This is a genomic window from Lacibacter sp. H407 (assembly GCF_037892605.1).
Classification (GTDB): domain Bacteria; phylum Bacteroidota; class Bacteroidia; order Chitinophagales; family Chitinophagaceae; genus Lacibacter.
Map to the genome: position 1 here is coordinate 587,421 of NZ_JBBKTU010000001.1, position 25,787 is coordinate 613,207.

The 25,787-nt window shown below is 41.1% G+C and carries 21 protein-coding genes; 9 read left to right on the forward strand and 12 right to left on the reverse strand.

What is annotated here, in order from left to right; genetic code table 11:
- Positions 1 to 12 precede the first annotated feature (12 nt).
- The 4 genes from WG989_RS02510 (at position 13) to WG989_RS02525 (ending at position 7,410) form a co-directional block, all read left to right on the forward strand.
- On the forward strand, positions 13 to 1,512 hold the full coding sequence (locus WG989_RS02510; protein WP_340427125.1) for a RagB/SusD family nutrient uptake outer membrane protein: 1,500 nt from the start codon (positions 13 to 15) through the stop codon (positions 1,510 to 1,512).
- A gap of 19 nt (positions 1,513 to 1,531) precedes the next feature.
- Positions 1,532 to 2,395, forward strand: a complete 864-nt coding sequence (locus tag WG989_RS02515; protein ID WP_340427126.1) for a hypothetical protein — start codon at positions 1,532 to 1,534, stop codon at positions 2,393 to 2,395.
- 405 nt (positions 2,396 to 2,800) lie between these two features.
- Positions 2,801 to 5,944 (forward strand): SusC/RagA family TonB-linked outer membrane protein, encoded by a 3,144-nt coding sequence (locus WG989_RS02520; RefSeq protein ID WP_340427127.1) that lies wholly within the window; start codon positions 2,801 to 2,803, stop codon positions 5,942 to 5,944.
- Between the two features lie 20 nt (positions 5,945 to 5,964).
- Entirely contained in the window at positions 5,965 to 7,410 is a 1,446-nt protein-coding gene (locus tag WG989_RS02525) for a RagB/SusD family nutrient uptake outer membrane protein (protein WP_340427128.1), read from the forward strand.
- Between the two features lie 72 nt (positions 7,411 to 7,482).
- On the opposite strand, the gene WG989_RS02530 is transcribed toward WG989_RS02525, so the two are convergent.
- The 4 genes from WG989_RS02530 to alaS form a co-directional block, all read right to left on the reverse strand.
- Positions 7,483 to 8,625 (reverse strand): redoxin domain-containing protein, encoded by a 1,143-nt coding sequence (locus WG989_RS02530; protein ID WP_340427129.1) that lies wholly within the window; start codon positions 8,623 to 8,625, stop codon positions 7,483 to 7,485.
- A gap of 9 nt (positions 8,626 to 8,634) precedes the next feature.
- Positions 8,635 to 10,086 carry an Asp-tRNA(Asn)/Glu-tRNA(Gln) amidotransferase subunit GatB gene (gene gatB / locus WG989_RS02535; protein ID WP_340427130.1) on the reverse strand — a complete coding sequence of 484 codons (1,452 nt, stop codon included), beginning with the start codon at positions 10,084 to 10,086 and terminating at the stop codon, positions 8,635 to 8,637.
- 241 nt (positions 10,087 to 10,327) lie between these two features.
- Complete coding sequence (locus tag WG989_RS02540; RefSeq protein ID WP_340427132.1) at positions 10,328 to 11,368, reverse strand: PDZ domain-containing protein; 1,041 nt, start codon at positions 11,366 to 11,368, stop codon at positions 10,328 to 10,330.
- Between the two features lie 172 nt (positions 11,369 to 11,540).
- Positions 11,541 to 14,159: an alanine--tRNA ligase gene (alaS, locus tag WG989_RS02545; protein ID WP_340427133.1), complete on the reverse strand. Its 2,619-nt coding sequence runs from the start codon at positions 14,157 to 14,159 to the stop codon at positions 11,541 to 11,543.
- Between the two features lie 111 nt (positions 14,160 to 14,270).
- Here alaS and WG989_RS02550 point away from each other — a divergent pair, with 111 nt between their 5' ends.
- From WG989_RS02550 to WG989_RS02560, 3 genes are all read left to right on the forward strand, one after another.
- Positions 14,271 to 15,242, forward strand: coding sequence for a M23 family metallopeptidase (locus WG989_RS02550; protein ID WP_340427135.1), 972 nt, complete (start codon positions 14,271 to 14,273; stop codon positions 15,240 to 15,242).
- Positions 15,243 to 15,431: 189 nt separating this feature from the next.
- Positions 15,432 to 15,848: a MerR family transcriptional regulator gene (locus WG989_RS02555; protein WP_340427137.1), complete on the forward strand. Its 417-nt coding sequence runs from the start codon at positions 15,432 to 15,434 to the stop codon at positions 15,846 to 15,848.
- A gap of 31 nt (positions 15,849 to 15,879) precedes the next feature.
- On the forward strand, positions 15,880 to 16,392 hold the full coding sequence (locus WG989_RS02560; protein ID WP_340427139.1) for a thioredoxin family protein: 513 nt from the start codon (positions 15,880 to 15,882) through the stop codon (positions 16,390 to 16,392).
- A gap of 30 nt (positions 16,393 to 16,422) precedes the next feature.
- Here the strand turns inward: WG989_RS02560 and WG989_RS02565 are convergent, their stop codons facing one another.
- From WG989_RS02565 to rsfS, 8 genes are all read right to left on the reverse strand, one after another.
- Positions 16,423 to 16,980, reverse strand: coding sequence for a GNAT family N-acetyltransferase (locus WG989_RS02565; protein WP_340427140.1), 558 nt, complete (start codon positions 16,978 to 16,980; stop codon positions 16,423 to 16,425).
- A 34-nt stretch (positions 16,981 to 17,014) separates the two neighbouring features.
- Positions 17,015 to 18,082: a mechanosensitive ion channel family protein gene (locus tag WG989_RS02570; RefSeq protein WP_340427141.1), complete on the reverse strand. Its 1,068-nt coding sequence runs from the start codon at positions 18,080 to 18,082 to the stop codon at positions 17,015 to 17,017.
- A gap of 33 nt (positions 18,083 to 18,115) precedes the next feature.
- Positions 18,116 to 18,916 carry a hypothetical protein gene (locus tag WG989_RS02575; RefSeq protein WP_340427142.1) on the reverse strand — a complete coding sequence of 267 codons (801 nt, stop codon included), beginning with the start codon at positions 18,914 to 18,916 and terminating at the stop codon, positions 18,116 to 18,118.
- Positions 18,913 to 19,671, reverse strand: a complete 759-nt coding sequence (locus WG989_RS02580; RefSeq protein ID WP_340427144.1) for a UDP-2,3-diacylglucosamine diphosphatase — start codon at positions 19,669 to 19,671, stop codon at positions 18,913 to 18,915. The genes WG989_RS02575 and WG989_RS02580 overlap by 4 nt, the downstream gene beginning before the upstream one ends.
- A 32-nt stretch (positions 19,672 to 19,703) precedes the next feature.
- Positions 19,704 to 20,132 carry a gamma-glutamylcyclotransferase family protein gene (locus WG989_RS02585; RefSeq protein WP_340427145.1) on the reverse strand — a complete coding sequence of 143 codons (429 nt, stop codon included), beginning with the start codon at positions 20,130 to 20,132 and terminating at the stop codon, positions 19,704 to 19,706.
- Positions 20,133 to 20,187: 55 nt separating this feature from the next.
- Positions 20,188 to 20,826 (reverse strand): LutC/YkgG family protein, encoded by a 639-nt coding sequence (locus WG989_RS02590; RefSeq protein WP_340427146.1) that lies wholly within the window; start codon positions 20,824 to 20,826, stop codon positions 20,188 to 20,190.
- 2 nt (positions 20,827 to 20,828) lie between these two features.
- Positions 20,829 to 22,877, reverse strand: coding sequence for an ATP-dependent zinc metalloprotease FtsH (ftsH, locus tag WG989_RS02595; RefSeq protein WP_340427147.1), 2,049 nt, complete (start codon positions 22,875 to 22,877; stop codon positions 20,829 to 20,831).
- Positions 22,878 to 22,986: 109 nt separating this feature from the next.
- Positions 22,987 to 23,394: a ribosome silencing factor gene (gene rsfS / locus WG989_RS02600; RefSeq protein WP_340427148.1), complete on the reverse strand. Its 408-nt coding sequence runs from the start codon at positions 23,392 to 23,394 to the stop codon at positions 22,987 to 22,989.
- A 100-nt stretch (positions 23,395 to 23,494) separates the two neighbouring features.
- On the opposite strand from rsfS, the gene WG989_RS02605 reads away from it, so the two are divergent.
- Together WG989_RS02605 and WG989_RS02610 are read left to right on the forward strand one after the other, a co-directional pair.
- Positions 23,495 to 24,238: a biotin--[acetyl-CoA-carboxylase] ligase gene (locus WG989_RS02605; protein WP_340427150.1), complete on the forward strand. Its 744-nt coding sequence runs from the start codon at positions 23,495 to 23,497 to the stop codon at positions 24,236 to 24,238.
- Positions 24,239 to 24,322: 84 nt separating this feature from the next.
- Positions 24,323 to 25,774, forward strand: a complete 1,452-nt coding sequence (locus WG989_RS02610) for an NADP-dependent isocitrate dehydrogenase (protein WP_340427152.1) — start codon at positions 24,323 to 24,325, stop codon at positions 25,772 to 25,774.
- The last annotated feature ends 13 nt before the right edge of the window (positions 25,775 to 25,787 follow it).

Genomic DNA, 25,787 nt, shown 5'->3' on the forward strand with positions numbered 1-25,787 from the left:
ACACGAGAAATTATGAAACAAGTACGATTTTTAAACTTGCTACTATTAGCTTCAGCAACTATGCTGGCAGTTAGTTGTAAAAAGTCATACCTGGATACGAAGCCGTCTGACGCCATTACATTGGAACAGGCTTATGCTTCTATTTCAGCTGTTAACTCTGCTATTAACAGTGGCTACCTGCAAACATTTGCGTTTGGTGGTGGTAACGGTAATGGCGGTCATGACAACTATGGTCAAAAGTCTATTGATCTTGCAAATGATCTGATGGGAAATGACATGATTGTTCATACCCAAGGTTATGGTTGGTACAATGGTGATTATAACTACACTGCCTGGACTTTGCCAAACGGTGTTGCTACACGTTCAGACCAAGCATGGTCGTTCTATTACAGTGCGGTTATTAAGAATGCGAACCTGCTTCTTGATAACACGGCAAATCAAACTCCTTCAGCAAGTTTAGATGCACTTCGTGGTGAAGCACTTGGTTTAAGAGCTTGGGCATACCTGAACCTTATCAATAATTTCCAGCAGACATATAAAGGAAATGAGAATGCAAAAGGTGTACCCTTACACATTACCATTTCTCCTGAAGATCAAGGCAGAGGAACTGTTCAAGAAGTGTATGACCAGATCATTGCAGATCTTACACAAGCTGAAACTTTATTGACAGGTAAAGCAAGAGCTTCTAAAGAGCGTATTGATGTATCAGTTGTACGTGGTTTCAGAGCCCGTGCTGCGTTAGTGATGGAAAACTGGGCTGCAGCGGCTACATATGCCAAAAGTGCACGCACAGGTTACACCCTGATGAGCAATACAGTTTACCAATCAAGAAGCGGTTTTTCAAGCATCAGCAATCCAGAATGGATGTGGGGTGCGTTGATCCCTGCTGATAAAGCAACCATCTTTGCTTCATTTTTCTCGCATATTGATGCTACCCAGTTTGGTTATGCGCAATTAGGCGGACAAAAGAAGATCACCAAAGCTTTATACGATCAAATTCCTGCTACAGATATTCGTAAGAATGTATTCAGAGCTCCAGGTACAGGTACATCTATTTTACCGGACTATACACAAACCAAGTTTGCTGTACCGGTTGTAGGTAGCTGGGCTGCTGATTATCTTTACATGCGTGCATCTGAAATGTATCTGATCGAAGCAGAAGCATTGGCAAGACAAGGTGGTAAAGATGCTGAAGCTCGTACAGTTTTGGAAGCATTGGTAGGATTACGTAACCCGGGTTATAGTGCTGCTGCATTTTCTGGCGCTGCCTTGGTTAATGAAATTTTATTACAACGTCGTATTGAATTATGGGGAGAAGGTTTCTCATTGTTTGATATTAAGAGAACCGGTGCCGGTTTAAACAGACCAACAGGTGCAGGCAATCATGGTGCGCCAAACTTTAATCCGGTTGTTTACCAATTACCAGCGGCAAGTCCTTTGTTCCTGATGCGTATTCCAACCAGAGAGTTGAATAACAATTCGAAGATGACTCCTGCAGACCAAAACCCTTAATTCAAAAAAAATACAACTAATGAATACAATTCGTATAAATAACATAGGTAGAAAACTAATGCTGGCAGCAGCATTAGTTTCTGCCTTATTTTTCGCAGGCTGTGAAAAAAATAATTACGCTGTAGATAAGGATGCTCTGTTAGCTCCTACAGCTGCTCAATTTGTACCGATCAACAAAATATTACGTGTTGATTACTTTGTGAGAAATGGCGGTCCCGCATTGAAAATCCCTGTTGGAATCACCAATGTTTCCAGCGAAGACCGTGTAATTAACCTTACATACACTTCCAGAAATGCACAACAGGGTGTTCAGTACAATGCACCTGCAACTGTGACCATTAAAGGTGGTACGTCAACTGACACTATTAATTTTCAAGGAATTTTCGCCGGTTACCCAACTGGTAGAAAAGATACCGTGAAAATTACGTTTGCAAATATGAAAGATGTAGAGAGAAGAGATTCTTTTGAAGTTATTTTGCAGGCATATTGTGATGTTGTGATTGGTAACTTAACGGGGAACTACACCCGCACCAGAGAATATAACAGTGCAGGTGCTCTGCAATACGGTCCGTACACCACACAAATAAGAGATATTGTTTCGACCGGCGCTACAACTGCAGAAGGCTATGCTGTAAATCTTTATGATTATGGTTGGGATGATATTAAATTTGTAATGAATTGGGCAAATCCGGCCGCATTTACAATTTCAGTCCCTTTACAAGCTACAAATGCGCCTGGAAGCGGCGTTAGTTTTGTAAGAAGTACTGCGGGAGCGGTCAACACATTCTCATCGTGTGACAACACCTTTACAATTTCACTCGATCTGCTCGATGCTAACCAAGCCGTAGTTGGTACAGGTTATCAATTCAGGTTAGTGAGATAAGGAAGTACGTTCTGTTTGAAATTATAATTTGAAAAGCCCGGCAATAATGCCGGGCTTTTTTTTGCGCTACAATTTCTGTAAAGTGATTCTTGTTGGCTTACCATCAAAATTCTAACCGACATTCTTGTTTTGCCCTCGCTTTATAAATCTTTCTCATTTATTGTTGAATTGAAACTCCAACCAGAATCTTTTCCCGTTCCCGAAAAATTTTCAAGTAACATGGCTGTCAAAAGCAGCAATCAAAAAAATATTCTGTCTTATTCTTTGATTCCGTGTTGCTAAAGCTGTTAAATTTGAACGCTTATCATCACGATGGACCGACCATATAAGGAAACAGAAAATTGACAGCGCTTCTGAAAACCCTGCAAACAAGGAAACAATTTTCATTTATAAACCTAAACTAGCATGAGAAAAATCGTAATGATGTTGTCGCTGTTGCTGTGCTCATACCACATCTTCGGCCAAGACAAAACTGTTACCGGTAAGGTAACTGACGAAAAAGACGGCGCTCCATTAGCTGGAGTTTCTGTTACAGTAAAAGGTACCACAGTAGGTACAACAACCGGAGCCGACGGTACATACCGTTTAAGCGTTCCATCAACAGCCAGAGTACTGGTATTTTCTTCTATCAACTTTGCAACACAAGAGGTTCCGATCGGTAACAAGTCGGAGGTTTCAATTGTGTTGATTTCAGAAGAGCGTTCGCTTGCTGAAGTAGTTGTGGTAGGTTATGGTACAGTACGTAAGAAAGACCTTACGGGCAGCGTTGCTACCATTGGTGGCGAAAAAGTACGAGACATGCCGATTCAGAGTTTTGATCAGGCGCTCTCCGGCCGTGCTGCCGGTGTAAGCATCACTATTCCAAATGGTGTTGTAAACAATCCTCCGGTGATCAGGGTACGTGGTGTAAACTCAATCAGTTTGAGTTCTTTCCCGTTAGTGGTTATCGATGGAATTCCCAGCTTTTCAGGTGATGTTGGTAACGGTAACGCTGCCAACAACCCATTGGGCGATATTAACCCTGCCGACATTGAAAGTATTGATGTATTAAAAGATGCCGCTGCCGCTGCCATTTATGGTTCAAGAGCCTCAGCAGGTGTGTTACTCATCACTACTAAAAAAGGAAAACAAGGACGTGCAAAAGTTAGCTACGATGCATGGGTTGGTTTTACAAAACCATTCAACCTGATTCCTGTATTAAATGGACGTGAATACGAGTTGATCAAAAATGAAGGCTTAACCAATGCTGGCACTCCTCCTAACGGAACCACAAGAGGTTTTTATCCTTATATCGGACCAGATGGTAATCCTGTAAGCACCGATTGGTATGATGTGATCTACAGAACAGGTACTTCTCAAAATCACAACGTAAGCATATCGGGAGCAAATGAGCGTACCAACTACTACTTCTCCGGCGCTTATACGAAGCAGGAAGGTATGATCAGAGCGAATGATTTTAGCCGCTTGAACGCTACCATGAGCCTGGATCATAAAGTAAACAACCGGATAACTTTAGGAACAAAATTCCAATATGCCAATTCAAAAAATGATGGTGTAAACTCTGGCTCTACGCCCGGTGGTGCGTTTGCAACCTCAGGTATTGGCCGTTTGGGCTTTAACCTGATGCCAAACGTGCCTGTATTTCTTAACAATGGAGATTACAACATTAATACTGTAAGTAATACAATTGGCCAGGGTGCCAATCTTACACCGTTACAGTTCACAAACATTCAGATGTTGTTAGATCTTAACACTTTCTCATCAACCAGCGACCGTGTTATTGCAAACATCTATGGTAATGTGAAAATTTTTGATGGCCTTAGTTTCAGAACAACCTTTGGTATCGATAACTTAACTGTGGTAAACAAAGCGTTCCAGAATGCACGCCATGGTGACGGTGTTGCCAATGGAGGTTCTGTGTTTAACACAAATCAAACCTACAAAAGGTGGAATTTATCGAATGTATTGAACTACACGAAAAGTTTCGGCGATCACAGCATTACTGCATTGATCGGTAACGAACAACAATATACTTTTCAGGAAGGTTGGGGTGCTAACCGTCAAGGTGTAACCGATCCATTCTATAATGAATTTCAGGGTGGTTTCAACACGATCGTTCCATCCGGAAACTTTCTGGGTGAAAACTACTTAGCGTCTTTCTTCGGTCGTGTGAACTACGATTTCCAGAAAAAATATCTTCTGTCGTTGAACGGACGCAGAGACGGTTATTCAGCATTTTCTCCTGATAACAAATATGGTAATTTCTGGGGTGCTTCCGCAGGCTGGGTTATCAGCGATGAGAACTTCTTTATGAATTCAGGCTTGTCGAAAGTTTTCAGCAATCTGAAAGTAAGAGGTAGTTATGGTGTGGTTGGTAACAACCAGGGAATTGGAGATTTTGCTTACTGGAGCTTTTTCAGCAGTGGCTTATATGGTACAAACCCATCATTATTCTTCTCGCAAGCAGGAAACAGAAATCTGAAATGGGAAACCAGTCAGAAAACTGATATTGGCTTGGAAATGGGCTTCCTGAATAATCGAATCAATGTCGAGGCTACTTACTACATCAATAATGTCGACAACCTCATTTTGAACGAACCTCAAGCTCCTTCAAGAGGAATTCCGGGTAACTCTATTCTTCAGAATATCGGCAGCATGAAAAATCAGGGTGTTGAATTAACAATCAATGCAGCTGTTATTCAGAAACAAGGTTTTACTTGGAATACAGGTTTCAATATCACAACGCTTAGAAACGAAGTAACTGCTTTAGCTGCAGGTGGTGCTGACATTCAGCCTGCTACTTCAGGTTTAGAGCGTCCAAGTATGATTCGTGTTGGTGAATCAATTGGTAGTTTTTATGCAGTTCGTACCGGCGGTGTAAATCCTGCGAATGGTCAGCGTATTTTCTATTACCGTGATGGTACAGCTGTACAATACAACCATGCTGCACCCGTTGCCCAGCGTTGGACATTGGTATCAACAGGCGCTGTTGCTCCTCGTGTTGCAGACCAATCAAATGATGGTGTGATCATTGGACCAGCTTTGCCAAAATGGTCAGGTGGTTGGGATAATACATTCCGTTACAACAATTTTGATCTGAACATGCTGTTCTTCTTCTCTGGTGGCAACTATGTGTACAATGGTTCAAAATCCGGTTTACGTGATATGCGTAGCTGGAACAATTCAAAAGAAGCATTGACCCGCTGGACAAAAGCAGGCGATGTGACCGAAATTCCACGAATCGTATTTGGCGATAATATCTCCAATGGTTCAGGTGTAGTAATCAGTGAAAACGTTGAAAAAGGTGATTTCCTGAAACTACGTACAGTTACATTAGGCTATTCATTACCAAAAACAATTGTACAAAAAATCGGTATCAACAACATCCGTTTCTATGGCCAGATCATGAATGCTTTTACGTTAACAAAATACACAGGATATGATCCTGAAATTTCTTCTAACGGTAATGGTAACGGCAACCCAAGTGTAGACCGTAACTCAGTACCACAGGCAAGAAGTTTTAATATTGGTGTTAACGTAGGATTTTAATCAACTAAAAAATGAAGTTTATGAAATTTAAAATAGTATCATTTTTGCTCATGGCAGCAGCTATTACAAGCTGTAATAAAACCAAGCTGGATCCCATCCCTCAAACGGCATTGTCTGATGCTGTTGCATTCAGTGACTCAGCCAGATCTGTACAACAGGTTAACGGCTTATATTCTGCATTGAAGGCAGGTCAAATGTATGCAGGCCGCTATCAGGTTTATCAGGATGTACGTGGTGAAGAATTTATCAACCGAACCAATAACGCTGTAACTGCTTGGTTAACCTGGCAGTTTAACTTAACAGCAAGTGCCAATGAAGTGCAAGGTTTTTGGGCTGCAGGTTATGCTGCAATCAACCGTTGTAATGTGGTAATTGATGGTCTTTCAAAATCAACAACGATCAGCGACGGTCTTAAAAAGAACCTGATTGCTGAAGCCAAAGTAGTACGTGCTACTTCTTACTTTATGTTGATGCAATTGTATGCTCGTCCATACACTGATGGAAATGGTAGTAAGCTGGGCGTAATTCTGAAGTTGTTGCCAGAAACTTCAAGTGGCGAACAAAATCAGGAACGTACAACCGGAGCTGAGATCTATACTCAGATCTTAAAAGATCTGAATGAAGCCGAACCAGATCTTCCGTTAAGCCATCCCGGTAGCTTAAGCACCAGCCGTGCACATAGAAATACTGCGATTGCTTTAAAAACACGTGTGTATCTCAACATGGGCAACTGGGCCAGTGTAATTTCAGAAGGAAATAAGCTTGTGCCAAACGCAGCTCCTTGGGTTGCACCTTCCGGAGTAGCAAACAGCCTTCAAGCTTCAGTTGCTACGGTTTTTACAAATTATACTAACTCTGAAATGATCCTTTCGATGCCATTTACCGCTCTGGATGTACCAGGTACGCAAAATGGATTAGGTTGGTATTATAATCCAGGGCCTAACGGTGGAGGTGAGTATGCTTTAAATTTAACCGCTCCCGGAATTGCTGCAGACGCAGGCTGGAGAACTGAAGATGCAAGAAGAGCTTTAACCGTAGTATCAGGCGGACAAACTTGGTTGCGTAAGTTTCCAAATCCAAATAACGCAGCAGACCCAAGCCCTGTTATCCGTTATGCGGAAGTGATGCTTAATTTAGCAGAAGCTTTAGCAAGAAACGCAGCCGGCACTTCGGTGGATGCAAGAGCATTAACGATCCTGAATGCAATTCGCAAACGCTCAGATCCAACCATTACCGACTTTGCTCCTGCAACAAAGGATGAGTTAGTTGCACTGATCTTAACTGAAAGAAGAATTGAACTTCTTGGTGAAGGTTTCAGAACTTCTGATATTGCCCGCACAGGTGCCACATTCCCTGCAAAAGGAAATGTAGGATCTGTTGCACCTTCTGCTGATCAGTATATATGGCCAATTTCAATCGCTGAATTATTGGTGAATAAATCTTGTCAGCCGAATCCTGGTTATTAATTCTGTAAAAAACAGATATAATAAAAAACCTCTCCGATCGGAGAGGTTTTTTATTATAGGTCAAATCCTTTTTTATTGCAGTACTTCCGCCAACTTACTTTCCAAAGCACTTCCTCTTAAATTATCTGCAATAATTTTTCCTGTTGGATCAAGTAATACATTGTAAGGAATTCCATTGAAGCCGTACAAACCTACTGCTTCACTATCCCAGAATTTTAAATCGCTGATCTGGCTCCATGTCAATCCATCTTCCTGAATACCTTTTAACCACGCCTCTTTTGTTTTGTCTAACGACACACCAAGAATGGTAAAATTTTTACTCTTATACTTATTGTAAGCTGCTACCAAATTTGGATTTTCTGCACGACAAGGTCCGCACCAGCTTGCCCAAAAATCAACCAACACATATTTTCCTTTTAAACTGCTTAATGAAAAATTCGTTCCGTTTACATCGGGCATTGTAATATCCGGTGCCATTGTACCAATAGCCGGCGTGCCTTGCTTTGGTGGTGCTGCGTTTGCAGTGCTTTCACGAAACTGTTTTACCACTGCCTGAATGCCTGCATGCTTTGGAAAACGTTTCACCAAACTGTTGAACATGGCTTCGTTTTCCGTTACATCTGTTCCAATGTTGATCGATGTAGCAAACATACTCAGCATGGGACTTTTATCTTCCATTGCTGTTTTCTTTACGTATGTTTTGAATGCCGTTACCATATTGGTCATTTCAGTTTGTTTGATCATGCCCAAACTGTCTTGTACTCCATTTTGCAGTTCGTTCTGCATCATGTACAACTTCTGCTGTGTTGCAGAAAGTGAATCAACAAATACACGTAAGCGTTCGCTGGCGGGTGATCCTTTGTAGCTCAGCTTACGGATATCGCTCCAATCGCCGGTGAGCGTGATATCAGATTTATCGTTGATCACAAAAAACAACGGACTGTTTTCCACTTGAGGAAATCGCAGCTGCAGTAATGATTCTTCGGCTGCTTTTCCTTTCAGTGTAAATTTTCCATTGGTTACTGTGATGCTGTCCAATACCTGCGGCGGCATGTTTTCAAAAGAGATCTGCTCCAGGTAAACCACTGTTGCAGGTGCGTTTTTCACTTCACCGGTAACAGTAAAATTTTTACTGCCGTTAGATTGACAAGCTGCGGCCGATAAAGCAATCGCTGCAACGATCCATGTTTGTTTCATGTATATACTACTTTTCATTTTCATTATTTAGTTCGCTAATTTTTCAATGACTAATTGATTCAGCAGTTTCGGATCGGCTTTCCCTTTCGATTTCTTCATCACCTCTCCTACAAATAAACCAATCAATCCCTTTTTTCCTTTTTTATATTCGGTTACTTTCTCCGGCATATTGCTTAACACTTCTTCAATCAATTGTTGTAATGCATCTTCATTACGTTCCTGTATCAGATTCAACTGTTCTGCCAACTCTAATGCAGAAGTTTCTTGATGAACAAGCATTGCAGGAAATAATTTCTGTGTAGCCATTGTGTAACTAACTTTCCCACTTTCAACCAACTGAATAATGTCTGCCAGTTGTTGCGGACGAAATGCAAGCTGATTAATTTCTTTTCCTTCCTCATTCAAAACTGATTTCACCGGACCTAACAACCAGTTGGCAATTTGTTTGAATGATGAAGTATGTGTAGCTGTTTCTTCAAAATAATCAGCCGTTTCTTTTTCTTCACTCAACAAAGCAGCATCATATTCAGGCAATGCATATTGTGTAATAAAGCGTTGCTTTTTTTGTTCGCCCAATTCAGGTAACGAAGCTTTTACATGGCTGATGAATTCATCCGTAATAATGAACGGCGGCAGATCCGGATCAGCCATGTAGCGATAATCATCCGCATCTTCTTTGGTGCGAATCGCAAATGTTGTTTCTGTATCCGGATTGAATCCTCTTGTTTGTTGAACAATCGGTTCACCTTTTTCTTTCATGTCAATCATCCGCATCACTTCATGATCCACTGCTTTTTTCAGGAAACGGATGGAGTTGAGATTTTTGATCTCCACTTTTGTTCCCAGCTTTTGTTCACCTTTCAAACGAATGGAAATATTTGCATCGCAACGCAAACTTCCTTCTTCCATATTACCATCACACACGTTTAGCGTACGAACGAGTTTTCGTATTTCTGTTACATAAGCCGCCGCTTCATCACCACTATGCAGATCGGGCTCTGTTACAATTTCAATTAACGGAACACCCGCACGGTTGTAATCAACAACTGAATACAGATCGTGTTGATCGTGCATGCTCTTGCCCGCATCTTCTTCCATGTGGATGCGGTTGAGTTGAATGGTGCGTTCAACTTCGTTTGTTTTGATCTTTACAAAACCGCCTTTGCAAACAGGCGTAGTGTGTTGCGACAGTTGATATCCTTTCGGTAAGTCTGGATAGAAATAATGCTTGCGGGCAAAATAATTCTTCTGTTCAATTTCACAGTTACAAGCAAGGCCCATCCGCACTGCTAATTCAATCGCTTCTTTATTCAACTTAGGTAATGTGCCGGGATGTGCCAAAGTAACCGGACTCACATGCCTGTTTGGTTCTGCACCAAAACCTGCACTATCGCCACAAAACAATTTGCTCTTCGTTAGCAATTGTGCATGTACTTCCAATCCAATGACTGCTTCGTATTTATCGCTGTAATTCGACATAAAGTTTTTTTTCAACTCTTTTTGTCTCGACTAACCGCTCGACAAAAAGCAAACCCTTCGACTACGCTCAGGGTAGCTCAGGGTTTCAAGGTTTGCAAAAATACCCGTTTTACACCGAAGCATCTGTGCGTAAGCTCACAAAAAAATCCCCCGACAAATCGGGGGATGCTTAAATCAGAATATTTATCAGGAAATCTCTACGAATGAATGTGTCAGACGCTCTTCGAGACGTCAGACAGGTTTACAGATCAGCTTTATTGAGTTTCTTTGGAATCTTTACTTCAATATTCACTGTTTTTCCGCCACGTAATACTTTCACATTCCAGAGGTTCTTCTCATTATTACCACGTAAAGCGGCACGTGCTTCAGCTACATTTTTTACAGCCTTGCCATCAACTTCAGTGATCACATCATCTTTTTGTAAGCCACTTTTTGCTGAAGGAGAATCTTCATCTACTTCCAATACTTTCACGCCATTTCCTTCTTCAGTATCCTGAATCGTAGCTCCGAATTTGGGGCGATTCTGATACATGAATACTTCATTTTGCAAACCATGCAAGCGGGGTTGCAGATGTTCGAAGTTGAACTGACCCTCTCCAAAATGCATATCGGGCATCCTTAAGTTGAAAGTCCCCATTCCATCGGCACCTTTACTTTCGCCCAATTTTGCTTTTACTTTCTTTTCTTTTCCATCACGCAAATAGGTAATGTCAACTTCGTCGTTTGGCTTTTTGCTGCGAATTGCTTCGCTCAGTGAATTAGGAGAAGTGATTTTCTGATCGCCTACTTTGGTAATAATATCGCCTTTTTGTAACCCTGCTTTTTCTGCAGCAGTTTCCTTTTGTACTTCTTCAATGATGGCACCTTTTTCATTTTCGTCGGTAACAACGCCTAATAGTGGACCGCTTTTCCACTGAACGTCAAAGTCCCTCATAAAATCTTCACTGTTGAACTGGTTCCAGCCACCAGGTCCGCTGCGGTACATGCGGGGTGCTGTAACCCGAACTTTTGGTGAACGGAACACAAACTCATCATCGCCATCAAAACGATGGATGATCACATCTTTATCGCCTTTTTCGACAGGCTTTCCATTTACAGTTACTTTATCGCCTTCAATTACGATTGTGGTCTTTTCGGTTTTATCACCTTTCTTACGAATGATGATCTGTTCCTTTTTTTCTTCTTTTTCCCTTTTTTCTTTTTTTTCCTGAGCCGATGCAGAAAGGGTAAGCAACTGGGTAACGGCTACAAATGCGAAAACAAACACTGAAATACGTTTCATATAAATAAGGTTTTATTAGTTGACAGGGCTAATGTACGAACATTTTCTTATTTACGAATTATTTCGGAGATTTTTTGATTTTTTAACATTTTTGCCTGAAAACAAAACCAGCGTAGCTGAGTAGCTACGCTGGTAGTTATGATGTATAAGACGCTCTTCGAGACATCAGACACTATAATAATCCTTTCACTTTTTCAATTACCTGTTGCAAATTGCTGGCATCTTGTCCACCGGCTGTTGCCAGTGTTTTTTGTCCGCCGCCGCCGCCTTTGATGAGTGGTGCAATATGTTCTTTAATGATCTTACCTGCATCCAGATTTTTTGCCGTAGCAACCGTATCGCTTATGCCGACTGCAACAAATGGTTTACCGTCGATGTTGGCACAAAGCACAGCCACATAATCGTTGAGATTTGTTTTGAGATCGAAACAGATCTTCTTCAATGCATCAGCATTACTTACTTCAACAATATCGCCGATGAATGTAACTCCGTTGATGATCTCATCTTTCTGCAAGAGTTCATTCCGCAATACTATAAGTTGACGTGCTTCCAGTTTTTCCAGTTTCTTTTTCAGTTCACTGTTCTCTACTTGCAGATTTTCAATTGACTTGCTGAGGTCTTTTGGGTTCTTGAACAAATCACGAATTACACGGATAGTTCCGAACTCATTATTTACAAATTGCTCAGCAGCAAAACCGGTAACAGCTTCTATTCTTCTTACACCTGCGGCAACAGCTCCTTCTGATGTTATTTTAAACAACCCTAATTCACCTGTTGAACCCACATGTGTACCACCGCATAATTCAATCGAATAGTTTTCATCCATAATTACCACACGCACTACATCTGCATATTTTTCACCAAACAAAGCGGTAGCACCAAATGCAATGGCCTCTTCCTTTGGCATTTCTTTTATCACAACTGGAATATTTGCTCTGATCTTTTCATTCACCAATGCTTCAACCTTTGCAATCTCTTCATCCGTCATTTTTGCAAAGTGCGAAAAATCAAAACGCAGATATTCATCATTCACCAAACTTCCCTTCTGTGCTACATGTGTGCCCAATACAGCACGTAAAGCGGCATGCATTAAATGTGTAGCTGAATGATGTACTGTTATTTTCTTTCTGCGCTCGGCATCAACTTTTGCAGACACGAGTGCAGAAATATTTACGGGCAACTGATCAATGAAATGTATAATGAGATCGTTTTCCTTTTTTGTATCTGTTACAATTACTTCTTCCCCATCAAAACTCAATACACCTGTATCACCCACTTGTCCACCACTCTCTGCATAGAAAGGTGTTTTATCTAACACAATTTGACAAGCTGCTTTTCCTTTGATATTTACCTTACGGTATTTTACCACTTTGCTTTCTGCTTCTGTTGTTGTGTAACCAACAAATTCAATTCCATTATTTGGAACAACATCAACCCAATCTTCTGTATCAATCGTTGTTGCCGCACGGCTTCTTTCTTTCTGCTCATTCAATGCAGCTTCAAAACCTTTCTCATCAATGGTCAGGTTATTTTCAATCGCAATCAATCGTGTAAGATCGATCGGGAAACCATAGGTATCAAATAATTCGAATGCTGCTTTTCCACCAATGGTTGCACCCTTTGCATCAGTGATCATATCATCAATGCGCTTCAATCCCTTTTCGAGTGTTCGCAAGAATGCATCTTCTTCTTCCTTCACCACTTTCTGTACAAAACTTTCCTGTGCTTTTAATTCAGGAAATACTTTTTCGAACTGCGTTGCCAATACAGGAACGAGTTGATGTAATAACGGTTGTTTATACCCGAGATACGAATAGTAGTAACGAACTGCCCTCCTTAAAATTCTGCGGATAACATAACCTGCTCCGGTATTGCTTGGTAATTGTCCATCAGCAATGGTAAAGCAGATAGCACGGATATGATCGGCCAGCACACGAAACGCAACGCTTTCCTTATCATCACCCGCTGTATATTTTTTGCTGACGATATTTTCAACGGCAGCAATAGTGCCTGTGAAAATATCTGTATCGTAGTTGCTTTGTTTGTTTTGTAATACACGGGTTAAACGTTCGAAGCCCATACCTGTATCTACATGCTTCGCTGGCAATGGTTCCAGTGATCCATCTTTCAACCGATTGAACTGGATAAATACATTGTTCCAGATTTCAATCACTTGCGGATGATCATTATTCACCAACGTTTTCCCATCAACCAGTTTGCGTTCGTCATCGGCTCTGCAATCAACATGAATTTCTGTACAAGGTCCACATGGTCCTGTATCACCCATCTCCCAGAAATTATCTTTCTTATTTCCTAACAAAATCCGGTCTTCAGCAATCACCTTCTTCCATTCATTCCATGCTTCTTCATCTTTGGGAATATTCTCTTTTGCATCGCCTTCAAATACGGTTACGTATAAACGATCTTTCGGAATACCATACACATCAGCCAGCAATTCCCAGCTCCAGGCAATCGCTTCTTTCTTAAAATAATCACCAAAGCTCCAGTTGCCCAGCATTTCAAACATGGTATGGTGGTAGGTGTCAACACCCACTTCTTCGAGGTCGTTATGCTTGCCGCTCACACGCAAACATTTTTGTGTATCGGCCACACGGGAATGCTCCGGCTTACGGTTGCCGAGAAAATAATCTTTGAACTGATTCATACCCGCATTGGTAAACAATAATGTAGGATCGTTCTTCACCACTATCGGTGCCGAGGGAACGATTTGGTGCTGTTTGGAAGCAAAAAAGTCTAAGTATTTCTGTCGTATTTCGGCTGCAGTCAACATAATGATCCCTTGTTTGGATTGATTTTTGAGGGTTGATACACCTATATTTGTAATACCCCTTTTTTATGGGTAGCAAAGGTAAGCCAAACCTATGACCACCTGATTGCTTATATGAAGAAAGTAAAGTATTTCTACAATACCAATACGCTCCGGTACGAGAAACTGGTGACGCCCCTGCGGGTAAAACTGCTGCGGGTGTTTAGTTTTTTGGCGTCGGTGGCGGTGGCCGGCTTCCTGTTCATGCAAATTTCCTATCGGTATTTCCCTTCTGCGAATGAGAAAAAACTCATCAATGAAAATAACCGGATCAAGGACAGTTATACTATTTTGAGCGAAGAGATCAAACGGATGAATCAGGAACTTCGTGAAATTGAGAAACGTGATAACCAGGTGTATCGTTCCATTTTTGAAGCCAGTCCGTTACCGGATAGTGCCCGTGCAAAGATGATGGAAAAGCAAGCCGAAGACCGAATGATTGCCAGGCTGAGTGAGGATGAATTAAATACTTCCATCCTGCAACAGATCAATACACTTCGCAACAGGATCTACGCACAAAATACTTCCTTTACTGCTATTGAAGGCATGGTAAAAAATAAAGAAGCGTTATTGGCTGCTACGCCGGCCATTCAACCCGTAAGTAATAAAGAATTATCAAGACTGGCCTCCGGCTTTGGTTATCGGATCGATCCGGTTTACAAAACCACCAAATTTCATGCAGGTCTTGATTTTGCTGCACCACAAGGCACACCAATTTATGCAACGGCTGATGGTGTGGTAAAAGTGGCAGGCAACCTCGGTAATGGTTTTGGCAATCATGTGGTAATTAATCATGGCTATGGATACGAAACATTATACGGACATATGGTACGTATTAAAGCAAGAAACGGCCAACGCATCCGTCGTGGTGAAGTGATTGGCTGGGTAGGAAGCACCGGAAAAAGTACAGGTCCGCATTTGCATTACGAAGTACACAAGAACGGACGGGATCTTGACCCGATCTATTTTTTCTATAATGATCTTACTCCAGAACAGTTTGACCGTATGCTGAAAATTGCGGCAACGGGTAATCAGAGCTTTGATTAATACAAGCCGGTAGTAGTTAGTGGATAGTCTTTAGTATGAAGCTTAACTATCGGATAACAACTTGAGGCTATCGGCTTCTCTCCGAATCCTTACTTTTGCTGAAAGATTTTACAACTGGCAACACCTGCACAAATAGCATTTGAGTTTGATGAACCACCAAAGTCGGCACCACGACGTGGACGCAAGCCCTTGAACAAACCTCCCAAAGCCAAGCAAAAACGTGGACGCAAGAGTTTGAAGGATATGGGTGATGATGCTGAGTTTATTGAATTGCCATCGGACGAAATACTGAAAAAGAAATTGTATTACAGCATTGGTGAAGTGTGTGATTTTTTTCAACTGAATCCCTCATCGATCCGTTACTGGGAAACCGAATTCAGTTTTCTGAAACCCCGTAAGAATAAAAAAGGCGACCGGTTCTATAATGCAACCGAAATAAAAAAGATCCATCTTATCTACTACCTGCTTCGAAATAAAAAATACAGCATTGAAGCTGCGAAAGATTATTTGAAGCAACATACAAATGATTCAGACGAACGATTTGAATTGCTGAAGAGTTTGCAACAGATCAAACAATTTCTGCTGGCGCTCAAAGCTGATCTTTAAAAAATTAATTCGTGCATCGAAAACAAAACATATGAAATTATTAGTTGTCGTATTTCTCTTTTTATCATTTAACAGTTTTTCACAAGTACAATACGAAGTATCAAAAGATCCGGAAAACGGATTGAAAACATTGAAGGGTATTCTAAGTCGTGAGTTATTACTGAACGATGCTGATTTTGCCTGGATGAAAAACGATATCAGTTGGTATAAACCCAATGCTGATTGTGTAACAAACCTTACCGCAGTAAAAGATACGATTCAGTTAATGGTGTTTGTTGGAACCTGGTGCGAAGATTCGCAGATCGTATTTCCTCAACTGTTGAAAATGCTTGACCAGGTTGGATTTGATATGAAGCGTTTAACAGTTATTGGTATTGATCGCAAGAAAACTACACTTGGCTCTCTTACACAAGCATTAGGTGTTACCAAAGCACCAACAATTATGGTATTGAAAGGCGGTAAAGAAATTGGCCGTGTGGAAGAGTTTGGAAAATATGGCATTTATGATAAGGAACTCGCAGAGGTATTGGTTAAAGCAAAATAATTTTACTCCCCTTTATTTGGAACAAAGCAATCAGGAAACCTTGATTGCTTTGTTTGTTTTATGCTGTTTCCATTTTTCCCTTTCTAACAAATATTCAAAATTCAATTTTTCAGGTTCCCCATGATAGGCAACAGAAATTTCCTTTTGCTTTATTGCACCAACTCTTCCAATTGCAATTTGCGAACGCAGATTGTTTGCGCCAATATGAAAGAGTATTTTATCGACATATTGAAATGCATGCTCGATCATTAATGCTTTCATTGCGGGGTTATAAGCCTGGCCCCAAAATTTCCGTGCAATAAATGTGTAACCGATGAGCAACGAACTTTCTTTTTCATTATGATCATAAAAGCGTGAACTTCCTGCCACTTCACCTGAGCGTTTATCAATGAGCAATAAAGCTCCTTTTGATTCCATAGCTCCTTCGAAATAAGTTTGAAACACTTCCCGTTTGTAACGGTCTTTGTTGGGATGCTGTTCCCAGATCAATGGATCAGATGCCACTTTATATAATCGTTCAAAATCATTTTGCTGCAATGGCTGCAAACGAATGAATTCATTTTCAAGAACCGGTTGTAAGTTGATCATATATAAAACAAGCTTCGGTGTTGTAGATAAAATACTATTGCTGATTGCCTGCAAGTTCAATGGAAAGCGCTTCCATAAAACGTAATAAATGAAGATTGATATTTTGTTTGATCTCCTGAAAACGGGCAAACTCGATTGTTTGTGTAAAATAATCAATGTGCAGAATGATCGACTTTGCACCAATGTCATTTAATATCACTGTATAACTCTCAATTTCTTCCTGTTGTTGCAATAATATATCAGCTTTAGCGATCAACTCTTCTATTCGTTTTGAATTGGTTTGCACCTGCAACTCCAATCGTATTTCTGCTTTGCGTTGTGTTCGCAATGTGAGGTTGTCAAGAATGGTATCAACCATTTTTTTATTGGGAACTGTTACAATTGTTTTTTGATCGGTGCGGATACGGGTACTTCGCAACCCGATCTTTTCCACCGTTCCTGTAATGGCTTCTACTTTTACAAGATCCCCCAATGTAAATGGCTTATCAAAAAAGATGATGAACGAAGCAATCAGGTTTTCAAGGCTCTCCCTGGTAGCCAATGCAATGGCGGCTGTAACAATACTCAGCCCCGTAATAAGATTGGAAATATTAAAATTGAAAACAAACTTGGTGAACATCAAGATGCCGATGATCAGCACCACCACTTTAAAGAAATCTCTAAAAAATACAACCAATTGATCGTCGGCCTGATCAGCCGTATTTTTGGTTTTGCCTTCCAATATCAGCGCTAAAAAATCAATGAACCTGCGCAGCAGCCGAATGAAAAAAATCACCAGCACTGCTTTGCCAACTGCTTCAATAATTTCTCTGGATGTGATCTTATACAATTCAATATCCAATACCGCAGGGAAAGTGAGCTTGTGCAATGAGAAAATAACAACTGCTGTAACAATAAACCATTCCATCGGAATCAGCACCAATGAAATGAATTGATCACGGCTTACATATTTTTTGGCTTTTGGAAAAAACCGGTATAAGATGCCACACAAAAAACGGGAAATAACTCCCTTTAATAAAAACATGGATAGTATAATAACAGCTATCCATAAATAACTGATCAGCGGATTGTCGAATACTCGTGTTTGTAAAAACTCAGGCATGTGCAAAAATAACGTCTTGCAACTTTATGTGCATCAAAATGTAAAGTGCTGCACGGCACCGTTTTGCAGGAGATAAAAATGCCCTGGGCGTATCAGTACTTTTTGCCGATCGGCAAACATGGCCGGCAGCGGGAGTTTACGTTCGATAAGTGTACCTGTTGTGTAAGCGATCAATTGCTGATTTTCAATACCAACAATTGTTTTACCGAATATGCCAAGGTCGGTCAATCCTACATAGGAGATTTTATTCTTGAACGAGCCATAAATATCAAATACGTAAATTCCTTTTTCCGGATCGTAGAGATATACAAAACCATCCTGATCAAAAATATGTGTAGGTGAAGGCACATCATCCAGAAACATACGGAACTCGACCGTCTCACTAAGAACACTGCCATCATCAGCAATTTTTTTCAACTTGCTGCTTTGCTCATCGTACACCCAAATATTGTTATCATAACTCTGTGCAATGGCTTTTACCTGAAAAATATTCTGCTTCCGAAGATCAATGGTATTGATCATGTTCATGAAACGATCCAATACAACAACAGTGGCAAAATTTTTATAATACAACAACACTTTTAATGGATTGCTTGCATCAATGGAATACAGTTTTCCATAACGCCGCACATCGTTGAACACACCCATTGAGTCGCCATTACCGTTCAACTTCTTCAACTGGTTATTCTTGGAAAGCAGATAATAATTTCCAAGGTTGTCGATCGTAAAATCAATATAATCGCCTTCAATACTTTTTACCTGCGTAAATACAGCATCCTGTGCAGTGCTTTGCAATGCAATGAGGAAACATAGTATGGAAAAAATACTCTTCATTTTTTATAATACTCTAATGTCAGTTGATCTCCATCAAACGCAGCATAACTGAAATAACGTATCCAATCGCCGAGGTTTATATAGCGGCTCGTATCAGATAGACGAAAATCAATGGGCAAGTGTCTATGTCCAAACACAAAAAAGTCAATTTTATTTTGCTGAAGCACTTCTTTGCAATAAATGATCAGCCATTCTTTGTCTTCGCCCAAAAAGGTTTCCTCCACAGCTCCTGTTTGTGCACGGCTTCGTCGGCTGAGGTAATTGGCTAAGCCAACTCCAACGTATGGTGGCAATATGCCAAACAACCATTGACAAACAGGATTTCGAAAAACCTTCTTCAGCAACTTATAACCATGATCACCCGGGCCTAATCCATCACCATGTCCAATCAAAAATTTTCTTTGATCAAATTCGAATTCTTTGGGCTCGTAATACACGGGAATGTTCAATTCTTTCTGCAAATAATCGTTCATCCACATATCATGATTACCTACAAAGAAATGAATGGGAATTCCTGCATCTGTCAACTCCGCCAGCTTGCCCAGCAAACGCACATAACCCTTGGGCACTACTGTGCGATATTCGTACCAGAAATCAAACATATCTCCTACAATAAAAATGACCGCAGCATTTTGTTTGATATCATCAAGAAACTGAACGATCTTTTTTTCACGAACAAGGCTTTGTTCATAGTTGGGTGCCCCCAAATGAAAATCGGAAAGAAAGTATATTTTTTTACCGGAAGGGAGTTGCATCAAACAAATATAAAGAAGCTGTATAACACAGTTTAGGATTTTGCTTTTTGCCGCAAGTACTCCAGCACGTCGCCGCTTTCAATAACAGGTTTATCTGTTACATCGCATTTGTACCAATAGATCCATGCAGAAAACTCACCTTCATTGGTATAAACTTTAGTAACTGCACGCTCGTACAATTGTACTTCGCCTTCTTCGGGATGCACACCTTCATAATCATCTAACTGGCTGATGGCCCAATTGAATTCATCAGGAGAATTTGCCTGATAAAGTTCACCCATGATATGGAAATCGCCTGTTGCCGGCAATGCGGCGGGATAATCACCTAAATCGTACAACTTGCCTTTTACTTTCCCATCATAAAGATGTTTGAAATAGGGTGTGATGTATTGAAATGCAGGGCCATGAAAACCGCTGCGCAAGCTTCCGTAAACAAATAATAATTGTATGGCGTCGTTCATGCCTTAAAGATACAATGCAGATAAGTGCAAATGAAAATTATACGTATGATTCTGGTTACTTTGTCGAGTCGATCAAAAACACAAATACTTCTTTGGGACCATGTACACCCACTACTAATGTTTTTTCGATATCAGCTGTTCGGCTGGGGCCGGTAGCAAAGCTGATAAATGAGGGAAGTCTGCCGTTGTATTTTTCCTTCACGAACTGTAATGCATCTTTGAGATCGTACACCAACTGATTGCTGTATGCAACACAAACATGCACGGGAGCATACACACTTGTGGTACGTCCACTTTCATTTGCAGTACTCAATACAATAGTGCCTGTACGGCTTACCAGCAGTTCGCAACCGGTAACGCTTACATCACAATCAGCAAGCTCCTGGTGAAATGTAACAGGGAACTTTTGCTGCAACATTTTTTGCAAAGGTTTTTCACGACAAACCACTTTGTCCCATTTCCTTGCGGCGGCTAATTGCAACAATTGCTCTGCCATGTCCTGCTCATCAGCACAAAACACAAACTTGCCTTGTAAGCTGGTAAACTGTTGTGCAAACTGCACCGCCATATCATCAACCGGAGGTTGAAATACACTGTTGTTTCCTTCACTCAGAGGAAAAGGAACAGGCACCGGATGACTCAGTGCCTGTCTTATTTTTTTTAGAATATTTTCTTTTGCCGGAGAAACGCTCATAATTACGACAATGGTGGTTGATTCAATTCACGGCCTTCTTTGTCAACATTGGCTGCGTGCATTACCGGTACATTATCTTCATCTAACAATTTCTTATGTTCAAACGGACGTTTACCGATCAACGCTTCCACATCGCTCTGGAACAACACTTCTTTTTCCAATAAAGCCTTGGCCAGTTTTTCTACATCGCCTTTCTTTTCAGTAAGCAACTCTTTGGTGCGCAGGTAGGCAGATTCAATGAGCAAACGCACTTCGTTATCGATCATCTCAGCTGTTTTCTCACTATACGGTTTGGTAAATGTTTGTTCCTGGTTCGGATCATAATAACTGATGTTACCCAGCTTATCATTCATACCATACACTGTGATCATTGAATAGGCAATACGTGTGATTTGTTGCAGATCATTACTTGCACCCGTTGAAATTTTACCAAAGAAAATATCCTCACTTGCACGTCCGCCAAGCGTCATACAGATCTGATCGTTCAGTTGCTCGATGTTATAGAGATACTGTTCTTTTGGTGTGTATTGTGCATAACCCAATGCTGCAGTTCCCCTTGGAACGATGGTTACTTTTAATAACGGATACGCATGCTCTAAGTACCAGCCGCAAATTGCATGACCTGCTTCGTGATAAGCAATGATCTCTTTTTCTTCGGGGCTGATGAGTTTGTTCTTTTTCTCCAAACCACCAATTACACGATCAATTGCATCCTGGAAATCGCTCATGTCTACAGCGGGCTTTCCTTTTCTTGCTGCGATCAAAGCCGCTTCGTTACAAACATTGGCAATATCAGCTCCTGCAAAACCAGGCGTTTGTTCAGCCAGTTTATGAATATCGAGTGATTCAGAAATTTTAATTGGTTTCAAATGCACCTGGAAGATCTGCTCACGGCCTTTTACATCGGGACGATCAATTGAGATCTGTCGATCGAAACGACCGGGGCGCAACAACGCCGGATCTAATACATCGGGACGGTTAGTAGCCGCCAGGATAATGATACCGGTATCGCCTCCAAATCCATCCATTTCCACCAGCAACTGGTTCAATGTATTTTCACGTTCATCATTACTTACAATAGCGTTTCTTCCACGGGCACGACCAATTGCATCGATCTCATCAATAAAGATGATACAAGGTGCTTTTTCTCTTGCCTGCTTAAACAAGTCACGCACACGACTGGCACCCACACCTACAAACATTTCCACGAAATCGGAACCACTGATGCTGAAGAAAGGCACTTGTGCTTCACCCGCCATTGCTTTTGCCAGCAACGTTTTACCGGTACCCGGAGGGCCTACCAGCAATGCACCTTTTGGAATTTTTCCACCGAGTGCCGTATATTTTTTGGGATTCTTTAAAAAGTCAACGATCTCCATTACTTCCACTTTCGCTTCGTCTAACCCTGCAACATCCTGGAAGGTTACATTTACTCTTGTTCCTTTTTCAAACAACTGGGCCTTTGATTTTCCAATGTTGAAGATGCCACCACCTCCCGGTCCACCGGCACCACCACCACTATTCATCTTGCGCATCAGCAATACCCATAATCCAATTAGCACAAGTATTGGAAGTAATAAACTGATTAGTGGACTTAGCCAATTCTCTTCATCATCATACCGTGCAATAGGCCGCCCAGTCAACGCCCGTTGTTCATTGATCAATTTATTGGTTCGTTCATCAAATGTTTTTGCATCCGATACCGAAAACTGAAAATGTGGACCTTTTTCTTTATCTACTTTCAGCTTTGAATCAGTTACCATTTTACTGATCACCGGATCGCTGAATGCTTCGGGTTTCAGGGTAACTTTTACAACGCCTTTGTTTTTTACAACAAGGTAGTTTTTTACATACCCTTTCAACAACATGCTGTCTTCAAACACTACTTGTGATGTTGGTAAAGCATCTGGTGCAATGCCACGAAACAGGTTAAAGCCGATCAATACAGCAGCTATTAATGCATAGAGCCAGTAAATATTAAATTTAAACGGTTTGCGGGTGTCTTTCTTTTCGCCGCTATTCTCTGGATTATTTCCTTGATTCAAACTCATCTTTTTGTTTTTTTCCCTTTTCTGCGGGATTTCTGATAGTATTACAATTGTGTGGCTAAAAGTTTCAGGCGGTATTTGTTAAATTTTTCCCTGGCTTTCATCCGTTCATTTATTCATGATCAGCACTGTTGGCATCGCTCCACATTTCTTCCAGGCGATAAAACTTGCGTGTTTCCGGTTGAAAAATATGCACCACCACATTTACGTAATCAACCAATACCCACTGTAGCGCATTCTTACCTTCATGCCTGTACGGACTTTCGCCACATTCTTCCTTCACCAGGTATTCAACATGATCGGCAATGGCCTTTACCTGTGTGGTACTGGTTGCTTCGCAGATGATGAAAAAGTCGGAAACAGCTTCAGGGATCTTCCGTAAATCAAGACTTACGATATGTTCACCTTTTTTTTCCTGGATCGCACGCAGGATGGTTTTGAATAATTTACTGTTTCTGTTGATGCGGGAACTGGCCTTTGAATCTTTACTTCGGCTATTTAAGAGAGATAGTGTACTCAATCGCTTGGTGGTTTAATGAATAAATCTGTTTTTTGCTAGAACGTTCGGTCGTAGCTTTTTACTTTTTATTTTGTCCAAAATTATACAATCTTGCGCAACCATGCCTCTTAAAAAATCAGATACCTCGTGGATTGAGCTGGACATTGTGGACAGCACCAACAACTATGCCATGGGGTTGATTCATGCAGGAGTGGCACAGCATGGTACAGTTGTGTTTGCCCACTATCAAAACAAGGGCAAAGGGCAGCGGGGAAAAAGCTGGGAAACCGAGCCCGGCGCAAACCTGAGTTTTTCCATTATTCTGCAGCCCCACTTCCTGTTACCCACGCAGATGTTTCAGTTACTGGCGGTTACCGCAGTTTCTGTGCGGCAGGAATTAGAAAAATTTATTGGAAACGAAGCCAAAATCAAATGGCCCAACGATCTATATTGGCGTGACAGAAAGACAGGGGGGATTTTGATTGAAAATGTGCTGCGGGGCACACAATGGCAATGGGCAATAGCAGGTATTGGCATCAATGTAAATCAAACAACATTCGGGCAATTACAAAACCCTGTTTCCATTAAACAGATCACAGGTAAAGAAACGCAGGTCAAAGAACTGGCGAAAGCCACCCATGTCAACTTGCTTGATTCACTTCTCAAACTGGAAAAAGAAGGATTTGAAGAGTTTCTTCAGCAATACAACCGGCAGCTTTATAAGAAGGGGGAACAAGTAACGTTAAAAAAAAGAAACAGAAGTTTTACAACAACCATCAATGGGGTGAGCAGGCAAGGCCAACTGCAAACGGGGATTGAAGTGGAAGAGAATTTTGATTTTGGCGAAGTGGAATGGGTATTATGATATTTCCTGTTTTTTAACCATCTTCTCTCGTTTGAAACAGCAGCCGGGCCTTACCTTTGCGGCACGTAAAAAAACTGAATACATATGAAAATAGCTGTAGCTAAAGGCGATGGAATAGGTCCGGAAATTATGGAAGCCGTTTTGTCGATCTTCGACGCTAATAAAGTACCGCTGGAGTATGAAATGGTGGATATGGGCAAATGGGTGTTCGACAAAGGATTCAACAATGGCATGACGCCTGAAGCCAAACAAACCATTGAAGCATTAGGTCTTCTTTTTAAAGGACCAATGGAAACACCAAAAGGAAAAGGTGTAAAAAGCATCAATGTTACAGCACGTAAAACCTGGAACACGTATGCCAACAAACGAGATTTCCAAACACTGCATGGTGTTGATACCGTTTTCAGCAAAGCAGGCATACCCATCGACATTACTGTAGTTCGTGAAAATATTGAAGATACTTATGGCGGTATTGAACATATGCTCACGCATGATGTGGCGCTGAGCCGTCGTTTTATTACCCGTCCCGGAAGTATGCAGGTGATCCGTTATGCTTTTGAAATGGCAAGGCAGAAAAAAGCAAAACGAATCACTTGTGGTCATAAAGCAAACATCATGAAGATCACCGATGGTTTGTTCCTCGAGTGCTTTCATGAAGTAGCAAAAGAATATCCGGAGTTGAAAGCCGATGATATTATTGTGGATGATTTGTGTATGAAGTTGGTTACTCGCCCCGATCTGTTTGATGTGGTTGTATTAACCAATCTGCAAGGTGATATTGTGAGTGACCTCTGTGCCGGTTTAGTTGGCGGATTAGGTTTTGCACCTTCAGCAAATATTGGTGATCATATTTCCATATTTGAAGCTGTGCATGGTACAGCGCCGGATATTGCCGGAAAAAATATTGCCAATCCAACAGCTTTGTTATTAAGTGGCTTGGCAATGCTTCGCCATCTTGGATTAACAGAAAATGCCGGGTTGATTGAAAATGCATTGTTGTATACATTGGAAAACGGAATTCATACCGGTGATTTTGGCGACAAGTCAACTCCCGCTGTAAATACCACGCAGTTTGCTGAAGCCATCATCAACAATTTTGGAAAGAAACCGCAAAGTGGCGGACGTGAAATTGTTCCCAACAAACCGGGCACCCCTACTCCATTGAAATTGGAATACAATTCCATGATGGTCTCAAAAGAAGGCGATGCAGAAACTATTGTTGGTGTTGATCTGTTTATTGAAAGTGACGAACAACCCACTGCTATTGCTGAAAAATGTCAGCGACATGCAGGTGTTAAGTTTAAATTAGTAAGCATCAGCAACCGCGGCACGCAAGTATGGCCAACAGGTTCGGTTTATACCAACCTCGTGAATCAATACAATGTACGTTTTGAAAGTATTGAAGATTATCCACTCAATCAACAAGACGTGATTGGATTGTACGTAAGCATGAGTGGTAATTTCAAGATCTGTTCATTTGAATTACTGAATATGTGGGGCGATAAGAAAGCGTACAGTTTGGCGCAAGGGCAATAAGCAATAAATTTTT